Source organism: Paraburkholderia graminis, from assembly GCF_003330785.1.
In the GTDB taxonomy this organism is placed as follows: Bacteria; Pseudomonadota; Gammaproteobacteria; order Burkholderiales; family Burkholderiaceae; genus Paraburkholderia; species Paraburkholderia graminis.
In genome coordinates this window covers 1522637-1545523 of record NZ_CP024934.1, presented here as the reverse complement: position 1 = coordinate 1545523, position 22887 = coordinate 1522637, and the positions used below count along the sequence as shown (strand labels likewise).

19 protein-coding genes and 1 riboswitch are annotated in these 22887 nt (G+C 63.9%); of the genes, 13 read left to right on the top strand and 6 right to left on the bottom strand.

Features of this window, described 5'->3' with window-relative positions:
- The first annotated feature begins 138 nt into the window (after nucleotides 1–138).
- The 3 genes from CUJ91_RS06860 (at nucleotide 139) to CUJ91_RS06850 (ending at nucleotide 2542) form a co-directional block, all read left to right on the top strand.
- Nucleotides 139–1341: an ammonium transporter gene (locus CUJ91_RS06860; protein WP_107708387.1), complete on the top strand. Its 1203-nt coding sequence runs from the start codon at nucleotides 139–141 to the stop codon at nucleotides 1339–1341.
- An 89-nt stretch (nucleotides 1342–1430) separates the two neighbouring features.
- Nucleotides 1431–1536, top strand: a riboswitch (Fluoride riboswitch).
- Between the two features lie 75 nt (nucleotides 1537–1611).
- Complete coding sequence (gene crcB, locus CUJ91_RS06855; RefSeq protein ID WP_006052948.1) at nucleotides 1612–1992, top strand: fluoride efflux transporter CrcB; 381 nt, start codon at nucleotides 1612–1614, stop codon at nucleotides 1990–1992.
- 76 nt (nucleotides 1993–2068) lie between these two features.
- Entirely contained in the window at nucleotides 2069–2542 is a 474-nt protein-coding gene (locus tag CUJ91_RS06850) for a PRC-barrel domain-containing protein (protein ID WP_006052949.1), read from the top strand.
- Between the two features lie 123 nt (nucleotides 2543–2665).
- Here the strand turns inward: CUJ91_RS06850 and CUJ91_RS06845 are convergent, their stop codons facing one another.
- A complete protein-coding gene (locus CUJ91_RS06845) occupies nucleotides 2666–2944 on the bottom strand; it encodes an ElaB/YgaM/YqjD family protein (protein ID WP_029969205.1) in 279 nt (92 codons plus the stop codon).
- 235 nt (nucleotides 2945–3179) lie between these two features.
- Between CUJ91_RS06845 and CUJ91_RS06840 the strand changes: the two genes are divergently transcribed.
- Nucleotides 3180–3632: a DUF3597 domain-containing protein gene (locus CUJ91_RS06840; RefSeq protein WP_006052951.1), complete on the top strand. Its 453-nt coding sequence runs from the start codon at nucleotides 3180–3182 to the stop codon at nucleotides 3630–3632.
- 64 nt (nucleotides 3633–3696) lie between these two features.
- Here the strand turns inward: CUJ91_RS06840 and arsN2 are convergent, their stop codons facing one another.
- Together arsN2 and CUJ91_RS06830 are read right to left on the bottom strand one after the other, a co-directional pair.
- Entirely contained in the window at nucleotides 3697–4125 is a 429-nt protein-coding gene (arsN2, locus tag CUJ91_RS06835) for an arsenic resistance N-acetyltransferase ArsN2 (RefSeq protein WP_244230980.1), read from the bottom strand.
- Between the two features lie 44 nt (nucleotides 4126–4169).
- Nucleotides 4170–5432, bottom strand: coding sequence for an MFS transporter (locus tag CUJ91_RS06830; protein WP_181324918.1), 1263 nt, complete (start codon nucleotides 5430–5432; stop codon nucleotides 4170–4172).
- 304 nt (nucleotides 5433–5736) lie between these two features.
- On the opposite strand from CUJ91_RS06830, the gene arsH reads away from it, so the two are divergent.
- The 8 genes from arsH (at nucleotide 5737) to CUJ91_RS06790 (ending at nucleotide 18078) form a co-directional block, all read left to right on the top strand.
- Nucleotides 5737–6438, top strand: coding sequence for an arsenical resistance protein ArsH (arsH, locus tag CUJ91_RS06825; RefSeq protein WP_232292400.1), 702 nt, complete (start codon nucleotides 5737–5739; stop codon nucleotides 6436–6438).
- Nucleotides 6439–6447: 9 nt separating this feature from the next.
- A complete protein-coding gene (locus CUJ91_RS06820) occupies nucleotides 6448–6798 on the top strand; it encodes an ArsR/SmtB family transcription factor (protein ID WP_006052955.1) in 351 nt (116 codons plus the stop codon).
- A 64-nt stretch (nucleotides 6799–6862) separates the two neighbouring features.
- Nucleotides 6863–7378, top strand: coding sequence for an arsenate reductase ArsC (locus CUJ91_RS06815; RefSeq protein WP_107708390.1), 516 nt, complete (start codon nucleotides 6863–6865; stop codon nucleotides 7376–7378).
- Between the two features lie 2 nt (nucleotides 7379–7380).
- On the top strand, nucleotides 7381–8454 hold the full coding sequence (gene arsB, locus CUJ91_RS06810; RefSeq protein ID WP_053857902.1) for an ACR3 family arsenite efflux transporter: 1074 nt from the start codon (nucleotides 7381–7383) through the stop codon (nucleotides 8452–8454).
- 464 nt (nucleotides 8455–8918) lie between these two features.
- On the top strand, nucleotides 8919–9755 hold the full coding sequence (locus tag CUJ91_RS06805) for an IclR family transcriptional regulator (RefSeq protein ID WP_107708394.1): 837 nt from the start codon (nucleotides 8919–8921) through the stop codon (nucleotides 9753–9755).
- Nucleotides 9756–10184: 429 nt separating this feature from the next.
- Nucleotides 10185–11612, top strand: a complete 1428-nt coding sequence (locus CUJ91_RS06800; protein WP_107708396.1) for an MdtA/MuxA family multidrug efflux RND transporter periplasmic adaptor subunit — start codon at nucleotides 10185–10187, stop codon at nucleotides 11610–11612.
- An 18-nt stretch (nucleotides 11613–11630) separates the two neighbouring features.
- A complete protein-coding gene (locus CUJ91_RS06795; protein ID WP_029969190.1) occupies nucleotides 11631–14753 on the top strand; it encodes an MdtB/MuxB family multidrug efflux RND transporter permease subunit in 3123 nt (1040 codons plus the stop codon).
- 4 nt (nucleotides 14754–14757) lie between these two features.
- Complete coding sequence (locus tag CUJ91_RS06790) at nucleotides 14758–18078, top strand: efflux RND transporter permease subunit (protein WP_107708400.1); 3321 nt, start codon at nucleotides 14758–14760, stop codon at nucleotides 18076–18078.
- A 44-nt stretch (nucleotides 18079–18122) separates the two neighbouring features.
- On the opposite strand, the gene CUJ91_RS06785 is transcribed toward CUJ91_RS06790, so the two are convergent.
- The 3 genes from CUJ91_RS06785 to CUJ91_RS06775 all read right to left on the bottom strand — a co-directional run bounded on the left by CUJ91_RS06785 (nucleotide 18123) and on the right by CUJ91_RS06775 (nucleotide 20662).
- Nucleotides 18123–18587 (bottom strand): hypothetical protein, encoded by a 465-nt coding sequence (locus CUJ91_RS06785; protein ID WP_107708402.1) that lies wholly within the window; start codon nucleotides 18585–18587, stop codon nucleotides 18123–18125.
- 22 nt (nucleotides 18588–18609) lie between these two features.
- Complete coding sequence (locus CUJ91_RS06780) at nucleotides 18610–19170, bottom strand: peroxiredoxin (protein WP_006051082.1); 561 nt, start codon at nucleotides 19168–19170, stop codon at nucleotides 18610–18612.
- A 157-nt stretch (nucleotides 19171–19327) separates the two neighbouring features.
- Nucleotides 19328–20662, bottom strand: coding sequence for an EAL and HDOD domain-containing protein (locus CUJ91_RS06775; RefSeq protein ID WP_107708404.1), 1335 nt, complete (start codon nucleotides 20660–20662; stop codon nucleotides 19328–19330).
- Between the two features lie 298 nt (nucleotides 20663–20960).
- Here CUJ91_RS06775 and CUJ91_RS06770 point away from each other — a divergent pair, with 298 nt between their 5' ends.
- Complete coding sequence (locus CUJ91_RS06770) at nucleotides 20961–22799, top strand: putative bifunctional diguanylate cyclase/phosphodiesterase (RefSeq protein ID WP_107708405.1); 1839 nt, start codon at nucleotides 20961–20963, stop codon at nucleotides 22797–22799.
- Nucleotides 22800–22887: the final 88 nt, after the last annotated feature.

Genomic DNA, 22887 nt, shown 5'->3' with positions numbered 1-22887 from the left:
CTGCGCGACTCGGGGCTCGCCGTCGCAGGCGACAATCCCAATCCGGTGCCCGTTTGCACTGCGTTCGCCGGACAAGCACCTTTTTGGCCCGCTTCTTGCATCCAATGCCCGACTTTTTGGCATAAGCGGAAACAACCGATGGCTAGCTTGAAAACCGGCACCGATACGCTCTTTCTTTTGCTCGGGGCCGCCATGGTGCTGGCGATGCACGCGGGATTCGCCTTTCTCGAGCTCGGCACCGTGCGCAAGAAGAACCAGGTCAACGCACTGGTCAAGATTCTGGTGGACTTCTCGGTCTCCACGATCGCCTATTTCTTTATCGGCTACACGATCGCGTACGGCGTGCAGTTCTTCGACAACGCCGGGACGCTCGCCGCGCACAACGGCTACGCGCTCGTGCGCTTCTTTTTCCTGCTGACGTTCGCCGCCGCGATTCCCGCGATCGTCTCGGGCGGCATCGCCGAGCGCTCGAAGTTCAATCCGCAGCTTTTCGCGACCTTCGTGCTGGTCGGCTTCGTCTATCCGTTCTTCGAAGGCATCGCGTGGAACGAGCGCTTCGGCGTGCAGGCGTGGATCGCGCAGATGTTCGGCGTGCCGTTCCACGACTTCGCCGGTTCGGTCGTCGTGCACGCGTTCGGCGGCTGGGTCGCGTTGCCGGCCGTGCTGCTGCTCGGCGCGCGCCACGGCCGCTATCACCGCGACGGCGGGATTGCCGCGCATCCGCCGTCGAATATTCCGTTTCTGGCGCTCGGCGCGTGGGTGCTGGCCGTCGGCTGGTTCGGCTTTAACGTGATGAGCGCGCAGACCGTCGACAAGATCAGCGGACTCGTCGCCGTCAATTCGCTGATGGCGATGGTCGGCGGCACGCTGACCGCCTGGCTCGCGGGCCGCAACGATCCGGGCTTCACGTACAACGGGCCGCTCGCCGGGCTGGTCGCCGTATGCGCCGGCTCGGACCTGATGCATCCGCTCGGCGCACTCGTCACGGGCGGCATCGCCGGCGTGCTGTTCGTCTATATGTTCACGTGCGTGCAAAACCGCTGGCGCATCGACGACGTGCTCGGCGTGTGGCCGCTGCACGGTCTGTGCGGCGCGTGGGGCGGCGTCGCGGCGGGCATCTTCGGCTTGCGGGCGCTCGGCGGAATGGGCGGCGTGTCGTTCGGCGCGCAGGTGCTCGGCACGCTCGGCGGGATTGTCGTGGCGACGCTCGGCGGCACGCTCGTGTACGGCGCGATTCGCCTGACGGTGGGCCTGCGGCTCGACCAGGAGGACGAATACAACGGAGCCGACCTGTCGATCCACAAGATTTCCGCGACGCCGGAGCGCGAAAGCCTCGGCTGACGCAGCGGCTCGCGTGGGCGCAAGCCAATGCTCGTGGGCAAGCCGCGGCCTGGTCCGACCTGTCCCCATAGAGCCGCCGAATGTTAGACTTGCGCGCTGGAGATGGCATTCTCCAATGGGTGTCCGGCGTGCGCTTCAACGCACACGCTCGCGCCAATCCATTAACCGCCTCGTGCTGATGATGCCTGCTTCCCCGGACCCATGCGGAGGCGGCATCGCGTCTTCCCGCTCAGCCCGGCTTGTCGACTCCGGTTTCAGCAAAGTCCACTCATGTACTGGTCCATCTTGGCCGTCGCTATCGGCGGTGCGCTCGGTTCGCTGTTTCGCTGGTTTCTCGGCCTGCGTCTGAATGCGCTATTTCCGTCGCTGCCGCTCGGCACCTTTGCCGCCAATGTGATCGCCGGCTACGTGATCGGCGTGGCCGTCGCCGGCTTTGCGCGCGCGCCGCAGATCGCGCCGGAATGGCGGCTCTTCGTGATCACCGGGATGATGGGCGGACTCTCCACCTTCTCGACCTTCTCCGCCGAAGTCGTGCAGCATCTGCAGGACGGCCGCCTCGGCTGGGCCGCGGGCGAAGTCGCGATCCACGTCGGCGCATCGCTTTGCATGACGGTTCTCGGCATCGCCACGGTCGCGCTTTTATCGCGTTGAGAGAGCGGTTTTGCCGCCGGGCGGGCACATCGCTTGCGCACCTTCGGACGCACCCTTTTCGTTAAGGAGGTGAAAGATGGGCTCAATCAACCCGCAAGGCGCCACTCGAGGCGGAGCGAAGATTGTCGGCGGCGGCATCGGCGAAGGTCCGGGGCCGGAAGTCATGGCGGCTGCCACGCTGGACGGAACGAAGGTGATGTCGTCGGATGGTGAACATGTCGGCAAGATCTCCGACATCATGCTCGACGTGCGCAACGGACGCATCGCCTACGCGGTGCTGTCGGAAGGCGGTTTTCTCGGGATGGGCGCGAACCTGCACGCCATTCCGTGGAGTGCGCTGACGCTCGACACCGACCAGAAGTGCTTCTTCGTCGACATCACCGCACAGCGCCTGAAGGACGACCCGGGTTTCGACAAGGACCACTGGCCGTCGATGGCCGACCGTGCCTGGGGCGAATCGACGTACAGCTACTACAACCGGGAACCGTATTGGTCCGCGACACGCGGCGTCGTCGAGGACGACCCGGCCATCCGGCCAAGCGAACACTAATGCAGGATGACGCTCGCGAAGGAGCGCGCGTCTGACTGACCATGCCACCGCGTCGCAATGCGGTGGCATGGATCGCGCGCAAGCAACGCACGATCCCTCTTCACATGGCGCAACGCGCGTGAGTTAGCGCGCAGCCAGCATGCCGATGATGAGCCCGCCGATCAGCGCCATCGTCACCGCTTTCCACGGACTGTCGTGAACGAAATCATCGGTCGATTCGGACACGACGCGATATTTCGTTTTGACCACGTCCTGCGCGTCAGCAAGTTTGTCCTTCAATTCCGAGAGTTTCATCGTGCTGCGGGCACGCAATTCGTCGCTGCCGTTGGGTCGTCCCGCGAGGCTGTCGTCGCGCGACGCATCGGCGGAACCGGAACTGGTGGATTGATAAGACTCGGCCATTTTCAACCTCCCTCTCTTTGCGTTGAGTGGACAACGTTCAGCAAACCTTGTGCCTCGCGTGCGGCTTATCGTTATTAGTTAGGATGGCGATGCTTTTTTACTGCGCACGCAAATGTCTGATCAGTGACTGCGCCCCAGCAGACGACGGCATCTATGCCGAAGCCGGCCGCACAGGCACAGCCATTGCGCTCCGTGAAGGCCGGCCGCATTGGCCGGTACGAACGAGGAGCGACACATGAGCATTTTTTCAAGCATTCTCAACAAGATTTTCCCGCACGATCATCCGGCCAACACCGGCTCCGGCGCAGCGGCCGGCGCGGCGGCCTCGCCCACTGCGGCACCCGGCAGCGCGAGCGCTCCGGCGGGCACGCCGGCCACGCCATCCACCACGGCCGCCGGCAATTCGCAACCGCCTGTCACGCCGATGCCGACCGTCGACGTCGAAGCGGTGCTCGCGAAAATGCAGGAAAGCAGCGGCGAAAAGTTGAACTGGCGCACATCGATTGTCGATCTGCTGAAACTGCTCGGTCTCGACAGCAGCCTTGCCGCGCGTAAGGAGCTCGCGTCGGAACTGCACTACACCGGCAGCACGGAAGACTCGGCCGCGATGAACATGTGGCTGCACAAGCAGGTCATGCAGAAGCTCGCGGAGAACGGCGGCAAGGTGCCGGACGATCTGAAGAGCTGATAGGCCGGCGCGATAGTTGGTGTGCAACGCCGCGGTCACCCGCGGCTTTTCGCGCGACCGATTGCTACAACGTCTTCCTCATGCAAGCGGCAGTCGCCGGACACAGTTGCGCGAACTGCGTGGTGGACTTCACTTCCGCGGCCACTTTGCTTCTGTCGACATCCACGTAGCCCATGCGCCTGAAGAACCCGGCCGCGGTCGTCGTAAGCAGCCACAAGTCGGATATGTCCGACGCTCGCGCCATCGACTCTGCATGAGCGACCAGCATGGTGCCCAATCGCGCGTGACGAGCGGTCCGCGCGACTGCCAGCGAGCGTAGCAACGCATCGACTCCCAACCGCTCGAGCCCAACGCTGCCGACAATCCTCCCACCCTCGTCTTCCGCGACGAGGAAGTCCGCGAGCATGGCTGCATTCACATCGGCGACCGGGAGTTCGTTTTCTGCGAGCAATGCCTTGATGGCCTCAAGGTCTTCGCTTTGTGCAGCGCGCATCTTCATAGTCGATGTTGTCCCCTGTGACGATCCCTGAAGCGAAGTCAGGCGGCTCGGACTGTCGCGTGTCGGCTAAACCGGATAGCCGCAAAGAAAGCAATTGCCGACAGTATCGAGACGAGAAACACTGTCCACTCGACGGCCACGTAACCGTGCGTAAAGCTCCATATGCTGGCAGCGGCAATCGGTGCTACGCCCTTCGCAACGTTGGACGGAAACGAAAGCATGCCACTGACCGCGCCGTAGCCTTCGGTCCACATCAGGTCCTGAACAATGGTGCCGCGAAGGATCGTCATCATCCCATTCGCAGCGCCGTAGCACAGCGCGAAGAGCCATAGCAGCGCGGCCGAATGACCCGCGCCGATCAGGATAAGCGTCGAGACCGGGAACAACGTCACGATGACGATACCCACCGTGCTGATATGCACCCCTCGACCGAACATGAACCAGATTGCTCGAGCGGCGACCTGCGCCGGTCCGATGAGCGCCATGGTTGTCACGAGCACTGCGTTCGATATGCCGCGCTCGACCATGAGCGGCACGAGATGAAATGTGAGCGCGGCGAACGTCGCGTAGTAGGCGGTGAAGCAGACGGCGAGCGCCCAGAAAACGGGCGAACGAAGCGCGCGTTGCGTAGCGGCATCGTTCGTCTGTTTCACTTCGGCGCTGGTCGGCCGTGCTTCGGCGTCAAGCCTCGATGAACGGATTGCCGCCACGTGAACAGGAAGGCATATAAACACATTCAATGCGGCGAGGACAACAAGCGACGTGCGCCAGCCGACGGCGCCAACGAGGAACTGCGTCAACGGAATAAAGACCGTGCTCGCGAATCCGGCGACCAATGTAATGAGCGTGATCTTGGTGCGGAAGCTTCGCGGATAACGGTGCGTCACGACCGCGAACACCGGGTCATAAAACGTGGCGGCCATCGAAACGCCCAGGCCAATCCACACGACGAAGAGCACCGTCAACGATTGCGCATCGGCCCACAGCAGCAGCATCGCCGCGGCGATGATCGAGCCGAGGGCCATGACGCGGCGGCCAAATCCGTGGTCGATCCAGCGGCCGATCGGATAGGCCGCGACGCCCGAAACGAGTAAGCCCACGGAAAGCGCCGCGTTCATCGCCGTCCGGCTCCAGCCCATGGCCTGCTCCATTGGCACGACCAGCAGCGAAAAGGAATAGTAGACGGAGCCCCACGATACGAGTTGAGCGACGGCTAGTGCCCACGTCACCAGTCTGTCGCGACTGTCCGTTGTTTCTGTGTCGGCTCTTGCGCTCTCGTCCGGATTCGACGTCGTGCTCAATTTTTTTGGCCTTTCATTTGGCTTCGTGGATTAAAGGTCCGGAGTGCAGCCTTTCTTTTCACGCCGTGGTCGTTACTTTGACATTTCCAGAATACCGGAAACGTCATAGAATGCAAAGCACCAACAGTGATGTATTGCTCGTCATCCGCCGCAATGCCCGCGTTGACTCGCCAAACATCCGTGTGCAATTGCAAAGATCAAATAGCAAGGTAATCAGATGACCGTTGATGCAACGAAAGACGACCACAGCTTTCCGGCCGCCAGGACAGATTTTTTCGACACCGATATCGCAGCGCGCCTCGGCATGAATGGGCAACCGCCCGTGAGGATTTTGCTGCTCTACGGTTCGCTGCGTGAACGCTCGTATTCGCGGCTGCTAGTCGAGGAAGCCGCCCGCCTGCTGCAGACGTTCGGCGCTGAAACGCGGATTTTCGATCCGCGCGGTCTGCCGCATGCAGACGACGTCGACGTGAAGAACCATCCGAAAGTAAAAGAGTTGCTCGAGTTGTCGCTGTGGTCCGAAGGACACGTGTGGTGCAGCCCCGAGCGCCACGGCACGATCACCGGTTTGATAAAGACGCAGATCGATCATCTGCCGCTCGTCAGCGGCGGCATCCGCCCGACACAGGGGCGCACGCTTGCCGTCATGCAGGTCAGTGGCGGTTCGCAGTCGTTCAACTCCGTCAATCAACTGCGGCAGCTCGGACGATGGATGCGCATGTTCACCATTCCCAATCAGTCGTCGGTAGCCAAGGCGTTTGAAGAGTTCGAAGAGAACGGGCGAATGAAACCGTCCTCGTATTACGACCGCCTCGTCGACGTCATGGAAGAACTCGTGAAGTTCACGCTGCTGCTTCGCGGCCGCGCCGATTATCTCGTCGACCGGTACAGCGAACGCGTGAAGGAAGACCGTCTGCTCGACCCGGCGACCGACTTGGTGACCGACCCAACATCGCAGGCAATTACCGACCATTCGCGGAAAGAAGCACAGACGAGCAACCAATAAAGGTACGTCATGGCAACGTTCGATTCGAAGCTCGCAGTCAAGGCGCTGGCAGCGCTCGCGCATGAGACTCGCCTCGCCGTCTTCCGCCTTCTGGTTACGGCGGGCCCCTCGGGCATGAGTCCGGGCGCCATCGCCGAACAAATGGGACTGCCCGCGCCGACGCTGTCGTTCCATCTGAAGGAGCTTGCGCACGCGGGGCTTATCGAGGGAAAAAGTCAGGGGCGGTTCATCATTTACAGCGCCAGTTATGACCACATGCTGACGCTCATGGACTTCCTGATGGAGAACTGTTGCGCCGCGGATCAGGCAGAGCAATGCGACTGCGCGATCAATGAGACCCAGGCGTGGAGGAAGCCTTAGTGAAGCGCTTCTGCAGATGTCGATTTAAAACTCAATCGCGGCGAGACGTCGTCAGGAGAAATGTGTGACAGAAAACCGAAAGTACAACGTCTTGTTCCTTTGCACCCACAACTCGGCGCGTTCCATCCTTGCCGAGGCTGCGCTTAATCAGCTCGCCGGTGACCGCTTTGTCGGGTACAGCGCGGGCAGTCATCCGGGAACGGCGCCGAACCCCTACGCAATCGCCTTGCTCAAATCGCAAGGTATCGAAACGGACCGGCTGCGCAGCAAGAGCTGGGACGAATTCGCTAAAGACGGCGCGCCGCAAATGGACTTCATCTTCACAGTCTGCGACGATGCAGCCGGTGAAGTCTGCCCGATCTGGCCGGGCCATCCTGCGAAAGCACATTGGGGCGTCGCGGACCCATCGAAGGCAAAAGGTTCGGACGACGACAAGCGCGAGGCATTCCTGCAAGCCTTCGTGCAGATGAAAAAGCGCATAGAGCTTTTCACGAATCTCCCGCTCGAAAAGCTCGACGGTCTCGCCATCCAGCAGCAGATGCAAAGTATCGGCACGTCGCTGCGTGAGAAGGGAGAGTAACGATGGCGGGCAGTCAAACCGTCGCGAAAGCCGCGCGGCGCGCGCCAGGCGGCATCGGATTTTTCGAGCGCTATTTGTCGCTGTGGGTCGCGCTCTGTATCGTGGTTGGCATCGTGCTTGGCAAGCTGTTGCCCGGCGCAGTCCACACCGTGTCGATGCTCGAATTGGCCCACGTCAACATCCCCGTCGGCATTCTGATCTGGGTAATGATTATTCCGATGCTGTTACGCATCGACTTCGCGTCGCTCGGCAAGGTGCGGACTCAACTCAGGGGCATCGGCGTGACGCTGGTCATCAACTGGGCGGTGAAGCCGTTCACGATGGCCTTCCTCGCGTGGGTCTTCGTGCGGCACGCGTTTGCGTCGCTCTTGCCCGCCGACCAGTTGGACAGCTACGTCGCCGGGCTGATTTTGCTGGCCGCAGCACCTTGCACCGCGATGGTCTTCGTCTGGAGTCAATTAACGAAGGGCGACCCGTACTTCACGTTGTCGCAGGTCGCGCTGAACGACCTGATCATGGTGTTCGCGTTCGCGCCCGTGGTTGGCCTGTTGCTGGGCATCTCGAACATCGCCGTACCGTGGGATACGTTGCTGACTTCGGTGGTGCTCTACATCGTCGTGCCGGTCATCATCGCGCAGCTTGTCCGCAGGGCGCTTTTGCGCCAGGGCGAGGCGGCGTTCCAACGCGCGCTGACGAAGATCGGACCGTTCTCCATCGCGGCGCTTTTGCTGACGCTCGTGTTGCTGTTTGCCTTCCAGGGCGAGCAGATCATCGCGCAGCCGGTTGTGATCCTTCTGCTTGCAGTGCCGATCCTGATTCAGGTTGTGGTGAACGCTTCGCTCGCCTACCTGGCGAATCGGCAACTGGGCGTGTCGCATGAAGTCGCCGCGCCGTCGTGTCTCATCGGCGCGTCGAATTTCTTCGAGCTGGCTGTGGCAACGGCAATCAGTCTCTTTGGCCTGAAGTCCGGGGCGGCGCTAGCCACTGTGGTTGGCGTGCTCATCGAAGTGCCGGTGATGCTCGCAGTCGTGAAAGTCGTCAACTCGTCGCGGCGCTGGTATCAACGAGAGTCCTGAGCGAGCTCAGCCGCGCGCACAAAAAAAAGGCGCCACGTTTCCGTAGCGCCTTGAAAAGTTCTAGCCATTCCGAGGGCCGTGCTAGAACCTGAGAGACGGTATTTCGAAGAGAACCAGGCGACCGGGCGGTCACGCGAACTACGCGGTGCAAAGCATTTGATTGCCGCGGCAGACCGGGAGCCAACTCACCGCATTGGCACGGTGGAAAGCCAACGCTCGCGGCAAGAAACCGCCAACCCTGCTACTTTCTTTCGAAATGAGGTTCCATTTTTTATGGTTATGCTGACTAAGTCAAGCAAAATCTAAACAGCCGCCGCGCGCCGCGGAAAAAAATTCCGATACAATGAATAATACGAAGAAATCTGTGACAAGGCGCTCACGGCGGCGCATTGCGGCGTGCCAAACCCGCGCGCTCCGCTGTCCGTCCCGGCGCTGGTAATCTGAAATATCGTTCCACAATTTACATGAATCCACGAACGCGATCCCGCTCCGCCGCCGAGACCGTCAAGGACAAAGACGGCTCCGGCGACGAGGTCACCGCGCTGGCGCGCGGCCTGACGGTGCTGCGCTCCGTTGCCGCGGCGGACGCGCCGCTCAGCAATCGCGAGCTGACCGAAATCACGGGCATTCCCAAACCCACGGTGTCGCGAATCACGGCGACGCTCGTCGGCACCGGCTTCCTGTTCCGGCTGCCCGACAGCGAACGCTTCGTGCTGACGTCGTCGGTGCTTGAACTGAGCAACGGCTTCTTGCGCAACTTCGACATTCGCGCGCGCGCCCGGCCCTTTCTGATCGAACTCGCCGAGCGCACGCGGCTCTCCGTGCATCTCGCGGTGCGCGACCGTCTCGACATGGTGGTGATCGACGTGATCCGGCCGCGCTCGGCCGTGCTCGTGTCGCGCCTCGAAGTCGGCGCGCGCATGAGCCTGAGCCGCACCGCGATCGGCCGCGCGTATCTCGCCGCGCTCGACGAGCCGGATCGCGCGAAACTGCTGACCGGCCTGCAGGCCGCCGAAGGCGACGACTGGGGCCACGTCGGCGGCCCGCTCGAAACGGCGCTGCAGGAAACCATCGAGCGCGGTTTTGCCGTCGCGACCGGCGAGTGGTACGACGGCCTGAACGCCATCGCGCTCGGGTTCACCGGGCCGTCGGGCGAGCGCTACGCCGTCAACTGCGGCGGCTCGGCCGACCAGTGCCCGCGCGATTGGCTCATCAGCCGCGCGGGGCCCGATCTGCTCGATTGCGTCGCGCGCATCGTGCTGGAAATCGGCGGCACGCCAGGGCGCCGCCTCGACAACTGAAAGCGCCGCGCCGCCAGCCGCCCGCTTCAACCGGACCGCTGCGATCCCGTCACCGACACTGTCTCCATCCTGTAACCGGCGTAATCAAAAGAAAAATACACGGGTGGACTGTTACAGAGCGCGGGACGTAGGATCATGCATTCCTGTCGCGGGGCGCCCGCGCAGTGCGGCGCGAGGCGCCTGATACAGCCTGCCGGAGCCCGGCATGCGCGGCCTTCACCTTAGGCGCGCGGCGCAAGCCTCTTCGCTTGCATCTCCGGTAGCATCGCGGTGAATCTGCGCGGCCGGTCCGCTGTCGAGACCGCCTGTCATGCGATCCGCAAGTGTGAGCGTCAGGCACGCGCCCGGCAATCGCCCAACAAGCGCCAGGCCGCGATGCGGCACAATCGCGCGTACGCCTCACTTCCAAGCCAGTCACTGACCGAACCGATGGACGAACAACAACAGCATTCGGAAACTTCACGCCCCGCCGCTCCGGCTTCCCCGAAGTCCCCCGGCGGCGCTCCAGGCCGTCCGACGGACAAGCGGGACACACCGCCTGGCGTCGTCAAGAGCCATCGCGGCCGCAATATCGCGCTGATTGTCCTCGCGCTGCTGATCCTCGGCTTCGTGCTGTGGCGCTGGCATCCGTGGGGCTCGCCGGACGGCGCGTCGGCGCCGGGCGCGAGCGGCACGCATAGCGGCCGGGCCGGCCGCGGCGGTCCCGGCGGCATGGCCAACATGCCGCAGCCGGTTCATGTCGCGACGGCGACGCAAGGCGAAATGCCGGTCGTGCTGACCGCGCTCGGCACCGTCACGCCGCTCGCGAGCGTGACCGTTCTGCCGCAGTTGAGCGGCATCCTGCAGGACGTCTACTTCAAGGAAGGCCAGATGGTCAAGAAGGGCGACCTGCTCGCGCAGATCGACCCGCGCCCTTATCAGATCTCGCTCGACAACGCCCAAGGCACGCTCGCCCGCGACGAAGCGCTGCTGCAAACCGCGCGTCTGGACCTGAAGCGCTATCAGACGCTGCTCGCGCAAGATTCGATTGCGAGCCAGCAGGTCGATACGCAGGCGTCGCTCGTGCGTCAGTACGAAGGCACCGTGAAGTCGGACAAGGCCAACGTCGACACCTTCAAGCTCGACCTCGTGTATGCGCGCATTACCGCGCCGGTGTCGGGGCGCGTCGGCTTGCGCCAGGTCGATCCGGGCAACTACGTGACGCCGAGCCTGACCAACGGCATCGTCGTGATTACGCAGTTGCAGCCCATCAGCGTGATCTTCACCACGTCGGAAGACAACCTCCAGCAGATTCTCGAGCAGACGCAAACCGGCGCCAAGCTGTCTGTCACCGCGTACGACCGCAGCAACACGAAGTCGCTCGAAGGCGGCGCGCTCGAGACGCTCGACAACCAGATCGACACCACCACCGGGACGGTGAAGCTGCGCGCGCTCTTTCAGAACAGCAGCAACCTGCTGTTCCCGAATCAGTTCGTCAACACACGCCTGCTCGTCAATACGATCAAGGACGCGGTGATCGTGCCGACCTCGGCGGTGCTCAACGGCTCGATGGGCCAGTTCGTGTATGTCGTGAAAGCCGACAACACGGTCACCGTGCGGCCGGTGAAAATCGGGCCCGTCGACGGCGAGCGCACCAGCATCAAGTCGGGCTTGCAGGTCGGCGAGCGCGTCGTGATCGACGGTTCGGACCGCCTGAAGGAAGGCGCGAAGATCACCATTCCGGCCGACAAGCCGCGCGGCGCTTCGGGCGCGCGTGGCGCGTCGGGCGCATCGGGCGCGTGGGCTGCTTCGGCCGCTTCGGGCGCCTCCGGCGCGCGCGCGCATCACGGCAGGCACGCGTCGCAAGCGTCGCAATAAAGGCACGGCACTTACCGCATGAATCCATCCCGCGCTTTTATTCTGCGTCCCGTCGGCACCGCGCTGCTGATGGCGGCAATCATGCTGGTCGGCCTCGTCGCGCTGCGCTTTTTGCCGCTCTCGGCGCTGCCCCAGGTCGACTATCCGACCATCCAGGTGCAGACGTTCTATCCGGGCGCGAGCCCGGACGTGATGACGTCATCCGTGACTGCGCCGCTCGAGCGTCAGTTCGGACAGATGCCGTCGCTCAATCAGATGTCGTCGCAAAGCTCGGCCGGCTCGTCGATCATCACGCTGCAATTCAACCTCGATCTGCCGCTCGACATCGCCGAGCAGGAAGTGCAGGCCGCGATCAACGCAGCAGGCAACCTGCTGCCGTCCGACCTCCCCGCGCCGCCGATCTACGCGAAGGTGAATCCCGCCGACGCGCCGATCCTCACGCTCGCGATCACGTCGAAAACCTTGCCGCTCACGCAGGTTCAGGATCTCGCCGACACGCGTCTCGCGCAGAAAATCTCGCAGGTCGCGGGCGTGGGTCTCGTGAGTCTTTCCGGCGGTCAGCGGCCGGCCGTGCGGATTCAGGCGAACCCGCGCGCGCTTGCCGCGTACGGCCTGAATCTCGACGACCTGCGCACCACCATCTCGAACCTGAACGTCAACACGCCGAAGGGCAACTTCGACGGTCCGACGCGCAACTACACGATCAACGCGAACGACCAGTTGACCGACGCCGACGCCTACAAGAGCGCGGTGGTCGCGTACAAGAGCGGCCGCCCGGTGATGCTGACCGACGTCGCGACCATCGTGCAGGGTCCGGAAAACACCAAGCTGGGCGCGTGGGTCGACGGCACGCCCGCGATCATTCTGAACGTGCAGCGCCAGCCTGGCGCGAACGTGATTCAGGTGGTGGACAACATCAAGAAGTTGCTGCCGCAATTGCAGCAGTCGCTGCCCGCCGCGCTCGAAGTGCGCACCGTCACCGACCGCACCACGACGATCCGCGCCTCCGTGCGCGACGTGCAGTTCGAACTGGCCATGTCGGTCGTGCTCGTCGTGCTGGTCATGTACCTCTTTCTCGCCAACGTCTACGCGACCATCATTCCGAGTCTCTCGGTGCCGCTTTCGCTGATCGGCACGCTCGCCGTGATGTACCTGTGCGGCTTCTCGCTGGACAATTTATCGCTGATGGCGCTGACCATCGCGACCGGCTTCGTGGTCGACGACGCGATCGTGATGATCGAGAACATCGCGCGTTACGTGGAAGAAGGCGAGCCGCCGCTCGAAGCCGCGCTGAAAGGCTCGAAGCAGATCGGCTTCACGATCATTTCGCTGACCGTCTCGCTGATCGCCGTGTTGATCCCGCTGCTGTTTATGGGCGACGTGGTCGGCCGCCTGTTCCATGAGTTCGCAATCACGCTCGCCGTGACCATCGTGATTTCGGCGATCGTGTCGCTCACGCTCGTGCCGATGATGTGCGCGAAGCTGCTGCGCCACACGCCGCCGCACGAAAGCCACCGCTTCGAGGCGCGCGCGCACCGCGCAATCGACTGGGTCATCGCGCGTTACGCGGTCGCGCTCACCTGGGTGCTCGATCGCGAGCGCTCCACGCTGGTCGTCGCGGTGCTCACGCTCGTGTTGACGGCGCTGCTTTACGTGTTCATTCCGAAGGGCTTCTTCCCGGTGCAGGACACGGGCGTGATCCAGGCGATCACGCAGGCGCCGCAGTCGGTGTCGTATGCGTCGATGGCCGAGCGTCAGCAGGAACTCGCCGCCCAGATCCTGAAGAACCCGGATGTGCAAAGCCTGACCTCGTTCATCGGCGTGGACGGCAGCAATATCACGTTGAACAGCGGCCGCATGCTGATCAACCTGAAACCGCGCGACGACCGCAGCAGCACCGCAAGCGAAGTGATCCGGCAATTGCAGCAGGACGTCGCGCATATCGCGGGCGCGTCGCTGTACATGCAGCCGGTGCAGGATCTGACAATCGATTCGACCGTCAGCCCCACGCAGTATCAGTTCATGCTCACGGACCCGAACATGAGCGAGTTCACAACGTGGGTGCCGAAGCTCGTCGAGCGGCTCAAACAGGCGCCCGAACTCGCCGATGTCGCCACCGACCTGCAGGACAACGGCCAGTCGGTGTATGTCGAGATCGACCGCGCGACCGCGTCGCGTTACGGCATCACACCCGCCACCGTGGACAGCGCGCTTTACGACGCATTCGGCCAGCGCATCGTCTCGACTATCTTCACGCAGTCGAACCAGTACCGCGTGATTCTGGAAGCGCAGCCGTCGATGCAGCATTACACCGAGTCGCTGAATTCGATCTATCTGCCCTCTTCCACGTCGTCCGGCGGCCAGGTGCCGCTCTCGGCCATCGCGAAGTTCATCGAAAGGCCGGCGCCGCTGCTCGTCACGCACCTGAGCCAGTTCCCCGCGACCACGGTCTCGTTCAATCTCGCGCCCGGTTCGTCGCTCGGCGCGGCCGTGAAGGCGATCGACCAGGCGCAGAAAGACATCGGCTTGCCGGCGTCGTTCCAGACGCGTTATCAGGGCGCGGCGCTCGCGTTCCAGGCCTCGCTGTCGAACGAACTGTTCCTGATTCTGGCCGCCATCGTCACGATGTATATCGTGCTCGGCGTGCTGTACGAGAGCTTCATTCACCCGATCACGATTCTGTCGACGCTGCCCTCGGCGGGCGTGGGCGCGTTGCTCGCGCTGCTGATCACGGGTCACGATCTCGACATCATCGGCATTATCGGCATCGTGCTGCTGATCGGTATCGTGAAGAAGAACGCGATCATGATGATCGACTTCGCGCTCTACGCCGAACGTGAAGAAGGCAAGGCGCCGCGCGAGGCGATTTACCAGGCGTGTCTGCTGCGCTTCCGGCCGATTCTGATGACCACGCTCGCGGCGCTGCTCGGCGCGCTGCCGCTGATGCTCGGCACCGGCGCAGGTTCGGAGTTGCGCCGGCCGCTCGGCATCGCGATTGCCGGCGGTCTGATCGTGAGCCAGTTGCTGACCTTGTTCACCACGCCGGTGATCTATCTCGCGTTCGACTCGCTCGCACGCCGCGCGCGCGAACGGTTCAATCGCGGCGGCCCGACGGCCGGCGCGACCGACGCAGGGAACTGATGCGATGAACCTGTCGCGTCCTTTTATCTCGCGCCCCGTCGCGACCACGCTGCTCGCAATCGGCATTGCGCTGTCTGGCATCTTCGCGTTCATGAAGTTGCCGGTCGCGCCGCTGCCGCAAGTGGATTTCCCGACCATTTCGATCCAGGCGTCGTTGCCGGGCGCGAGCCCCGATACGGTCGCCACCAGCGTCGCGAGTCCGCTCGAACGGCATCTCGGTTCGATCGCCGACGTCACCGAAATGACCTCGATGAGTTCGGTCGGCTCCGCGCGCATCACGATGCAGTTCGGCCTGAACCGCAATATCGACGGCGCCGCGCGCGACGTGCAGGCGGCCATCAACGCCGCGCGCGCCGACCTGCCGGCGAGCCTGCGCAGCAACCCGACGTACCACAAGGTGAATCCCGCCGACGCGCCGATCATGATTCTCGCGCTGACGTCGAAAACGCTGACCGCCGGCCAGTTGTACGACTCCGCGGCGACCGTCCTGCAGCAGTCGCTGTCGCAAGTCGAAGGTGTCGGCGAAGTGGACGTGAGCGGGTCGGCCAATCCCGCGGTGCGCGTCGAACTGGAACCGCAGGCGCTGTTCCACTACGGCATCGGTCTCGAGGACGTGCGCGCCGCGCTCGCCGCGGCCAACGCGAACAGTCCCAAGGGCTCCATCGAGTTCGGCGCGAACCGCGTGCAGATCTACACGAACGACCAGGCGAGCAAGGCGTCGCAATATCGCGACCTCGTGATCGCGTATCGCAACGGCTCGGCGGTCAGACTCTCGGATGTCGCCGAAGTGGTCGATTCCGTCGAAGACCTGCGCAACCTCGGTCTCTTCAACGGCAAGCGCTCGGTGCTCGTGATTCTGTACCGGCAGCCGGGCGCGAACATCATCGAGACAATCGACCGCGTCACCGCGATGCTGCCGCAACTGCACGCGTCGCTGCCCGCCGACGTGGACATCACGCCGACCGCCGACCGCTCGACCACGATCCGCGCGTCGCTCAAGGACACGCAGTACACGCTGATGATCGCCGTCGCGCTCGTCGTGATGGTGGTGTTCCTGTTCCTGCGCAACTGGCGCGCGACGCTTATTCCGAGCGTGGCCGTGCCGATCTCGATCATCGGCACGTTCGGCGCGATGTATCTGCTCGGCTTTTCCATCGACAACCTCTCGCTGATGGCCTTGACCATCGCGACCGGCTTCGTGGTGGACGACGCCATCGTGGTGCTGGAAAACATCTCGCGTCATATCGAGAACGGCGTGCCGCGCATGAAGGCCGCGTTCCTCGGCGCGCGCGAAGTCGGCTTCACGGTGATGTCGATCAGCATCTCGCTCGTCGCCGTCTTTCTGCCTATCCTGCTGATGGGCGGCATCGTCGGACGGCTGTTCCGCGAATTCGCGCTGACGCTGTCGCTCGCAATCGGCGTGTCGCTGATCGTCTCGCTCACGCTCACGCCCATGATGTGCTCGCGCCTCTTGCGCGAGCCGCACGAACAGAAAGAGGAAGGCCGCTTCGGGCGCTGGCTCGAACGCGGCTTTGCGTCGATGCAGCGCGGCTACGAACGCACGCTCGGCTGGGCGCTGCTGCATCCGCGGCTGATCCTGATGGTGCTGCTCGCGACCATCGGCCTCAATGTGTGGCTCTACATCATCGTGCCCAAGGGCTTCTTTCCGCAGCAGGACACCGGGCGGCTCATCGGCGGCATTCAGGCGGACCAGAGCACGTCGTTCCAGGCGATGAAAGGCAAGTTCTCGCAAATGATGGACATCGTCGGCAAGAATCCGGCGGTGGATAGCGTGGTCGGTTTCACCGGCGGCCGGCAGACCAATTCGGGCTTCATGTTCGTCTCGCTGAAGCCGAAGAGCGAGCGCAAGATTTCCGCCGATCAGGTGATCCAGCAACTGCGCGCGCCGCTCGGCGACGTGGCGGGCGCGCGCACTTTCCTGCAAGCGGTGCAGGACATTCGCGTGGGCGGTCGGCAGTCGAATGCGCAATACCAGTTCACGCTGCTCGCCGATTCCACGCCCGACCTGTACCTGTGGGGACCGAAGCTGACTGAGGCGCTACAAGCGCGCAAGGAACTGGCCGACGTCAACTCCGACCAGCAGCAAGGCGGCCTCGAAGCGATGGTGACGATCGACCGCGCGAGCGCCGCGCGCCTCGGCATCAAGCCCGCGCAGATCGACAACACGCTGTACGACGCGTTCGGCCAGCGCCAGGTGTCGACGATCTACAACCCGCTCAACCAGTATCACGTTGTGATGGAAGTCGCGCCGAAGTACTGGCAAAGCCCGGACATGCTCAAGCAGGTCTACATCAGCACGTCGGGCGGCAGCGCGAGCGGCGCGCAGACCACCAACGCGCCGGCCGGAACCGTGACGAAGGAGACCACGTCCACGTCGTCGTCCACTAGCGCTTCGGCGGGCGGCACGGCGGGCACGACTGCATCGAGCGCCGCCTCCATTGCCGCGGATTCCGCGCGCAACCAGGCGATCAACTCGATTGCGACGAGCGGCAAGTCGAGCGCATCGTCGGGCGCGGCGGTGTCCACATCGAAGGAAACGATGGTGCCGTTGTCGGCCATTGCGAGCTTCGGGCCCGGCAACACGCCGCTCTCGGTGAATCACCAGAGCCAGTTCGTCGCATCGACCATCTCGTTCAATCTGCCGCCCGGCGTGTCGCTTTCCACGGCGACCGACGCGATCTACCAGACCATGGCCGAGATCGGCATGCCGGCGACGATACACGGCAGTTTCCAGGGCACCGCGCAGGCGTTCCAGCAGTCCATGTCGGATCAGCCGATCCTGATTCTGGCCGCGCTCGCCGCCGTGTATATCGTGCTCGGCATTCTGTATGAGAGCTATATCCACCCGCTCACCATTCTGTCGACGCTGCCCTCGGCGGGCGTGGGCGCCTTGCTCGCGCTGCTGCTCTTCAAGACCGACTTCAGCATCATCGCGTTGATCGGCGTGATTCTGCTGATCGGCATCGTCAAGAAAAACGCGATCATGATGGTGGACTTCGCAATCGAAGCGTCGCGCCACGGCCGCTCGTCGAGCGACGCGATTCGCGAGGCGTGCCTGTTGCGCTTTCGCCCGATCATGATGACGACCTTCGCCGCGATGCTCGGCGCGTTGCCGCTCGCGTTCGGACGCGGCGAAGGCGCGGAGTTGCGCGCGCCGCTCGGCATTGCGATTGTCGGCGGGCTCATCATGAGTCAGATGCTCACGCTCTACACCACGCCGGTGGTCTACCTTTATATGGACCGGATTCGCGTGCGGTGGGAGTCGAGGAAGGCGCGCAGAGGCGGTGTCGCACCGTCTGCGTGAGGTTCTTGCATGGGATGCGCGGCGGGCTTTGAAGCCGGGCAACGCTAAAGCTTCTGCTCCATCGCGAGCAGAAAAATGCGCTGCCATTGCTTTGCCTGCCGCTCGTTCTGCATCGGCAGCAGCCACAGGCCGTGAGCGGCGTCCTTCACCTTCAGCGCGAGTTGCCATTGCGTTTCGCGACGCTCGACATCCGCGCCAAGCAGATCCGCGAAGATATACGCGCCGTGCTCAGCGCCGACGCGAATCTCGCAGAAGCGCTGACCCGCTGCGAGCCGCACCGAGCCCCAACTGCCGTCGAGCGCATGCGTCCAGTTGCCGTCATGAATATTCGGCGCGACTTCCTTGCGGCGGCGCAGCCAATAGGCGAGCGCGGCCATCAGCAGCAGCGCTACCAGCACGGCAACGCCCACGGCGACCGCCGTCCCCGCCGCCGCCTGTAACGCGTCGAACGCACGCACGGCGCCATACACGAGCGCGATCAGCGCAAGTAGTGCAATCAGAATCGGCATCGCGAACTCTCGACAAAAAGCCTTATTGCTTGTGCGCCGCGGCCCAATCCTTCACGGCCTTCAGCGTGTTCTCGACATGCTTTTCGGGCGAAAGGCTCGTGTATTCGTAGATGATCTTGCCGTCCGGCGCGATCACGTACGACACGCGATTGGCCATCGAGCTATGCATCGGCAGGCCCGCGTCGTAGGCGCCGATCACCTTCGACTCCGCGTCCGCCGCCACCGGGAATTTGCTGCGGCACTCGCTGACGGAGAACTTCGTCAACGTGTCGATGTTGTCGTGCGACACGCCGATCACCGTCGCGCCGTATTTGCTGTATTCGTCGACGGCCTCGGCGAATTCATGCGCCTCGATCGTGCAGCCCTTCGTGAAAGCCGCCGGGTAGAAGTACAGCACCACCGGTCCTTTCTTGAGCTGGTCGGCGAGCGAATACGTGTACGTCTTGCCGCCGAGCGACGCCTGCGCGGTGAACTGCGGCGCGGTGTCGCCGGGCTTGAGCGTCGCGCCCGCGGTCAACGACCAGGCGGCGCATGCCACCGACACGGCAGCGGCCAGCACGGCGGGCAGGAGTTTTCGTTTCATCGGCTGATCCTTTGAGCGTTGCGTTGATGCACGGCGTCTCCCTCGCAAAGGAGTCCGTCGGCCTTGTGCTCTATTGGACCACGTACGCGAAAAACACGCGCGGAACGCAGCGCCGCATGCAGCAATCGGCGCCGGGCAAAGAACCAGGGGCAAAGAATCAGGCGGCTTCCTGCACATGCGCGCCGAACCACGCGGCCGCCGACAGATTCAGCTCGGCCAGTATCTCCGGCGTGAGCGCGGCGAATTCCGGCGGCGCATCCGCCGAGCGCGCGATCGACGCCGCGTCGGCGCCCTCGCCGGCCGCCTCCGCGATACGCAACAGCATGCCGAGCGGCCCACGCAGTTCGACGATCGCCTCGCGGATCTGCGCCGCGAGACCGAGCTTCTCGAGCACGGCCTTCGGCGTCGTGCCGAGCAGCACATGGACGAGCGAAAAGATGCCGGTCATGAACGCGGCGTCGGCAAATTCGTCGTCGGCGGGACGCATCCAGCTTGCCGCCAGCTCCATGAAGCGCGAGCGCGTGGCCGCCAGTTGCACAAGCGGATCGGCGCGCCACGGCAGATCGCCGCTGTCCGCGTAAAGCAGCAGTTGCGCCCAGCGCGCGATCTGCCGCGTGCCGGTCGCGATGATCGCCTCGCGCAACGACGCGATATTGCGTCCGAGACCAAACGCGCTCGAATTGACGAGCCGCAGCAGTTGCACGACCACGCTCGGATTCAGCTTCAGTTCGGCTTCGAGTTCGACGATGCCCGCATCGCGCGAAAGCAGCGCGAGCAGACGCAGCAAACCCGGCCGCGGCGAGCGGTTGCGCGGCGCGGCCAGCACTTGCGGCCGCGCGAAAAAATAGCCCTGGAACAGATCGAAGCCGAGATCGCGAGCCAGCGCGAAGTCTTCGCGCGTCTCCACTTTCTCCGCGATCAGCGTCTTGCCCTGGCCGCGCATCGCGGCCGCAAGCTCGGGCAAATGCGCGCGCTCGGTCTGCAAAAAGTCGATCTTGACGATGTCCGCATGCGGCAGCATCGCGAGCAGTTCGTCGGACAGCGCGGTCACGTCGTCGAGCGCGACCTGGAAGCCGCCGCGCCGCAGCTCGCCGAGCCGGCGGCCGAGTTGCGCGTCGAACTGAACGGTTTCGAGGATCTCAAGCACGAAGCGCTCGGGCGGCATCACATGCACGATGTCGTCGAACAGCATGGTCCGGTCGATGTTCACGAAGCCGCGATGCGGGCCGAGCACGGCCGGCACGCCGATTCCGCCGAGCGCGCGCGCCACCACCTGCGCGGTCGCCTGCGCGTCGTTGGTCACCTCGGCGTAATTGTGGGCGCCGGCCCGGAACAGCAGCTCGTACGCGTTGAGCGCGCCCTGGCGATCGAGGATCGGCTGCCGGCCCAGATAAACGAACTGCGGGGCGGCAGCCGCGTCGGGATCGTCGCCGGACGCGTCGCGCACCTCGATGCGCCGGGCGGAGGCCCTGACCAGATGTAGTTCAGACATGGATCGTCGATGCAGCTTTCGAAGGACTGCACGGCAGCGGCGCGCGCCACCGCACAGGGGGTTTGCCGTATTAACGGACGTGAGGCAACCGCACTTTAACGGAATCGGCGGTTGGGAATTGCCGCCGCGCGCAGTCTCGTCCCTTACGGGATGTTTTTCTCGCGCAAGCACTAAAGATTCCAGGGCGCAGGCCGTTATCTAGTCCTGATGGGGCGGCCTGATAGTTTTTCACCGCCCTCACCTGGCGGACCGTCAAACCGCTCCGCCCGCAGACGAACACAGGTTGCCAGCGACAAACATGGAAGCGAACAGGATCACCGCGCCCCGCCGGGGCTCCTTGCGCACGGTCGTCGACCGGCTTCTGGCGCTTGGCCGGCGCGTCGAACAGAAGCCGCAATCCAGGCCGCAAGCCCGACCGCAAGCCGAGCCGCCCGCCGCGCTGCACTTCGAGCACGTGGTCGGCGCCGTGGACCTGCTGGCGCACGTGGACACCGACCTGCGCTTTATCTATGTTTCGGACGCGAGCCTGCGCTTTATCGGCTATCACCGCGAGTATCTGGAGACGATCACGCTGCATGAGCTGGTGGCGCAGGCCGACGTCGCGCGGCTCGACGCGCTGCTGGTTCGCGCCTCGGCCTCCGGCAATGTCGAGAAGGCGACGCTTGGGCTCATCAAGTCGCTGACCTATCCGATCACCGTCGAGCTGCGTGTGGTGCGCAACAGCCATAACGGCATCGACGGCTTTGCGATCGCCGGCTTCGACGTGTCCGCGTGGCGCGCAAGCGAAGAGCGCCTGATCCAGGCGCTGCATCTGGACCGGCTGACCAATCTCGCCAACCAGTCGGCGCTGATTCCCGCGCTGCTCGAGGCGCAGCAGCAGGCCGACGCGCACGGCACGCCCGCCGCGCTGCTGCTGCTCGACATCGACGATTATCAGCGCGTGAACCGCGCGCTCGGCTACGACGCCGGCGACGACATGCTGCGCGACACGGCGCGGCGCATCCTGAACATGACGGGACCGAACGAGACGGTGGCGCGCGTGGCCAGCGACGAGTTCGCGATTCTCGTGAAGCCCGCCGCGAACCGCACCGACGCCGCGGCCGCCGCCGAAGCGCTGGCGCGGCGTCTGTTGACCGCGATCCAGCAGCCGTATGTCTTCAGCGGCCAGCAGGTGCATCTGTCCGCGAGCATCGGCATTGCGCTCTATCCGGACGTGCGTCACGCCAACGACACCGCCGCGCACGACACCCATCTGCTGCGCTGGGCCGATCACGCGCTGCTGCAGGCGAAGTCGGCGGGCGGCAATACGCTCGCGTTCTACGTGCCGGACGACAATCCCGCCGACGCCGAGCGCCTGAAGCTGGAGGCCGATCTGTACGACGGCGTGCGCAACGGCGAGTTCTCGCTGCACTTCCAGCCGATCACGAGCAGCCGCACGCACGGCGTGGTCGGCGTCGAGGCGCTGATCCGCTGGATGCATCCGGTGCATGGACTCGTGCCGCCGTCGATGTTCATTCCGCTCGCGGAGTCGGTCGGGCTCATCAACTTCCTCGGCAACTGGGTGCTCAAGGTCGCCTGCATGCAGTTGATCCAGTGGGACGCGCGCGGCATCTCGCTGCAATACGTCGCGGTCAACGTGTCGCCGCAGCAGTTCCGCGACCCGCGCTTCAAGGACGCCGTGCGCGAGGCGATCGAGCTGACCGGCATCGATCCGCGGCGCCTCGTGTTCGAGATCACCGAAAGCCTGCTGATGCACGACCCGGCGCACGCGAAGGTGCTGCTCGAGGATCTAACGGCGATGGGCATCCGCTTCGCCGTCGACGATTTCGGCACCGGCTATTCGAGCCTGGCTTACCTGCAACGGTTTCCCCTTGCAAAACTTAAGATCGACAGGAGTTTTGTCGAGAATCTGCTAACCTCCCGGAACGATCAGGCGATCGTCAGCGCAGTGGTCGGGCTCGCCCAGACGCTCGACCTCGAACTGGTCGCCGAGGGCGTCGAAACGGAAGCGCAGCGCAGCCTGCTCACCGAAATGGGATGTGACCACATACAGGGATGGCTCGTCTGCAAGGCGCTGCCCTCCGACGAACTGGCGCAGCGTTTCGAAGCGCGTTCGCTTCATCTGCACAGCGCATAGCGGTGCGGCTCAAGCGCTCAAGCAGCGGCATCAGCCGGCCTCGCGCCGGCATGGCATTCATTGGAACACGTATGGCTTTTGCGGGACT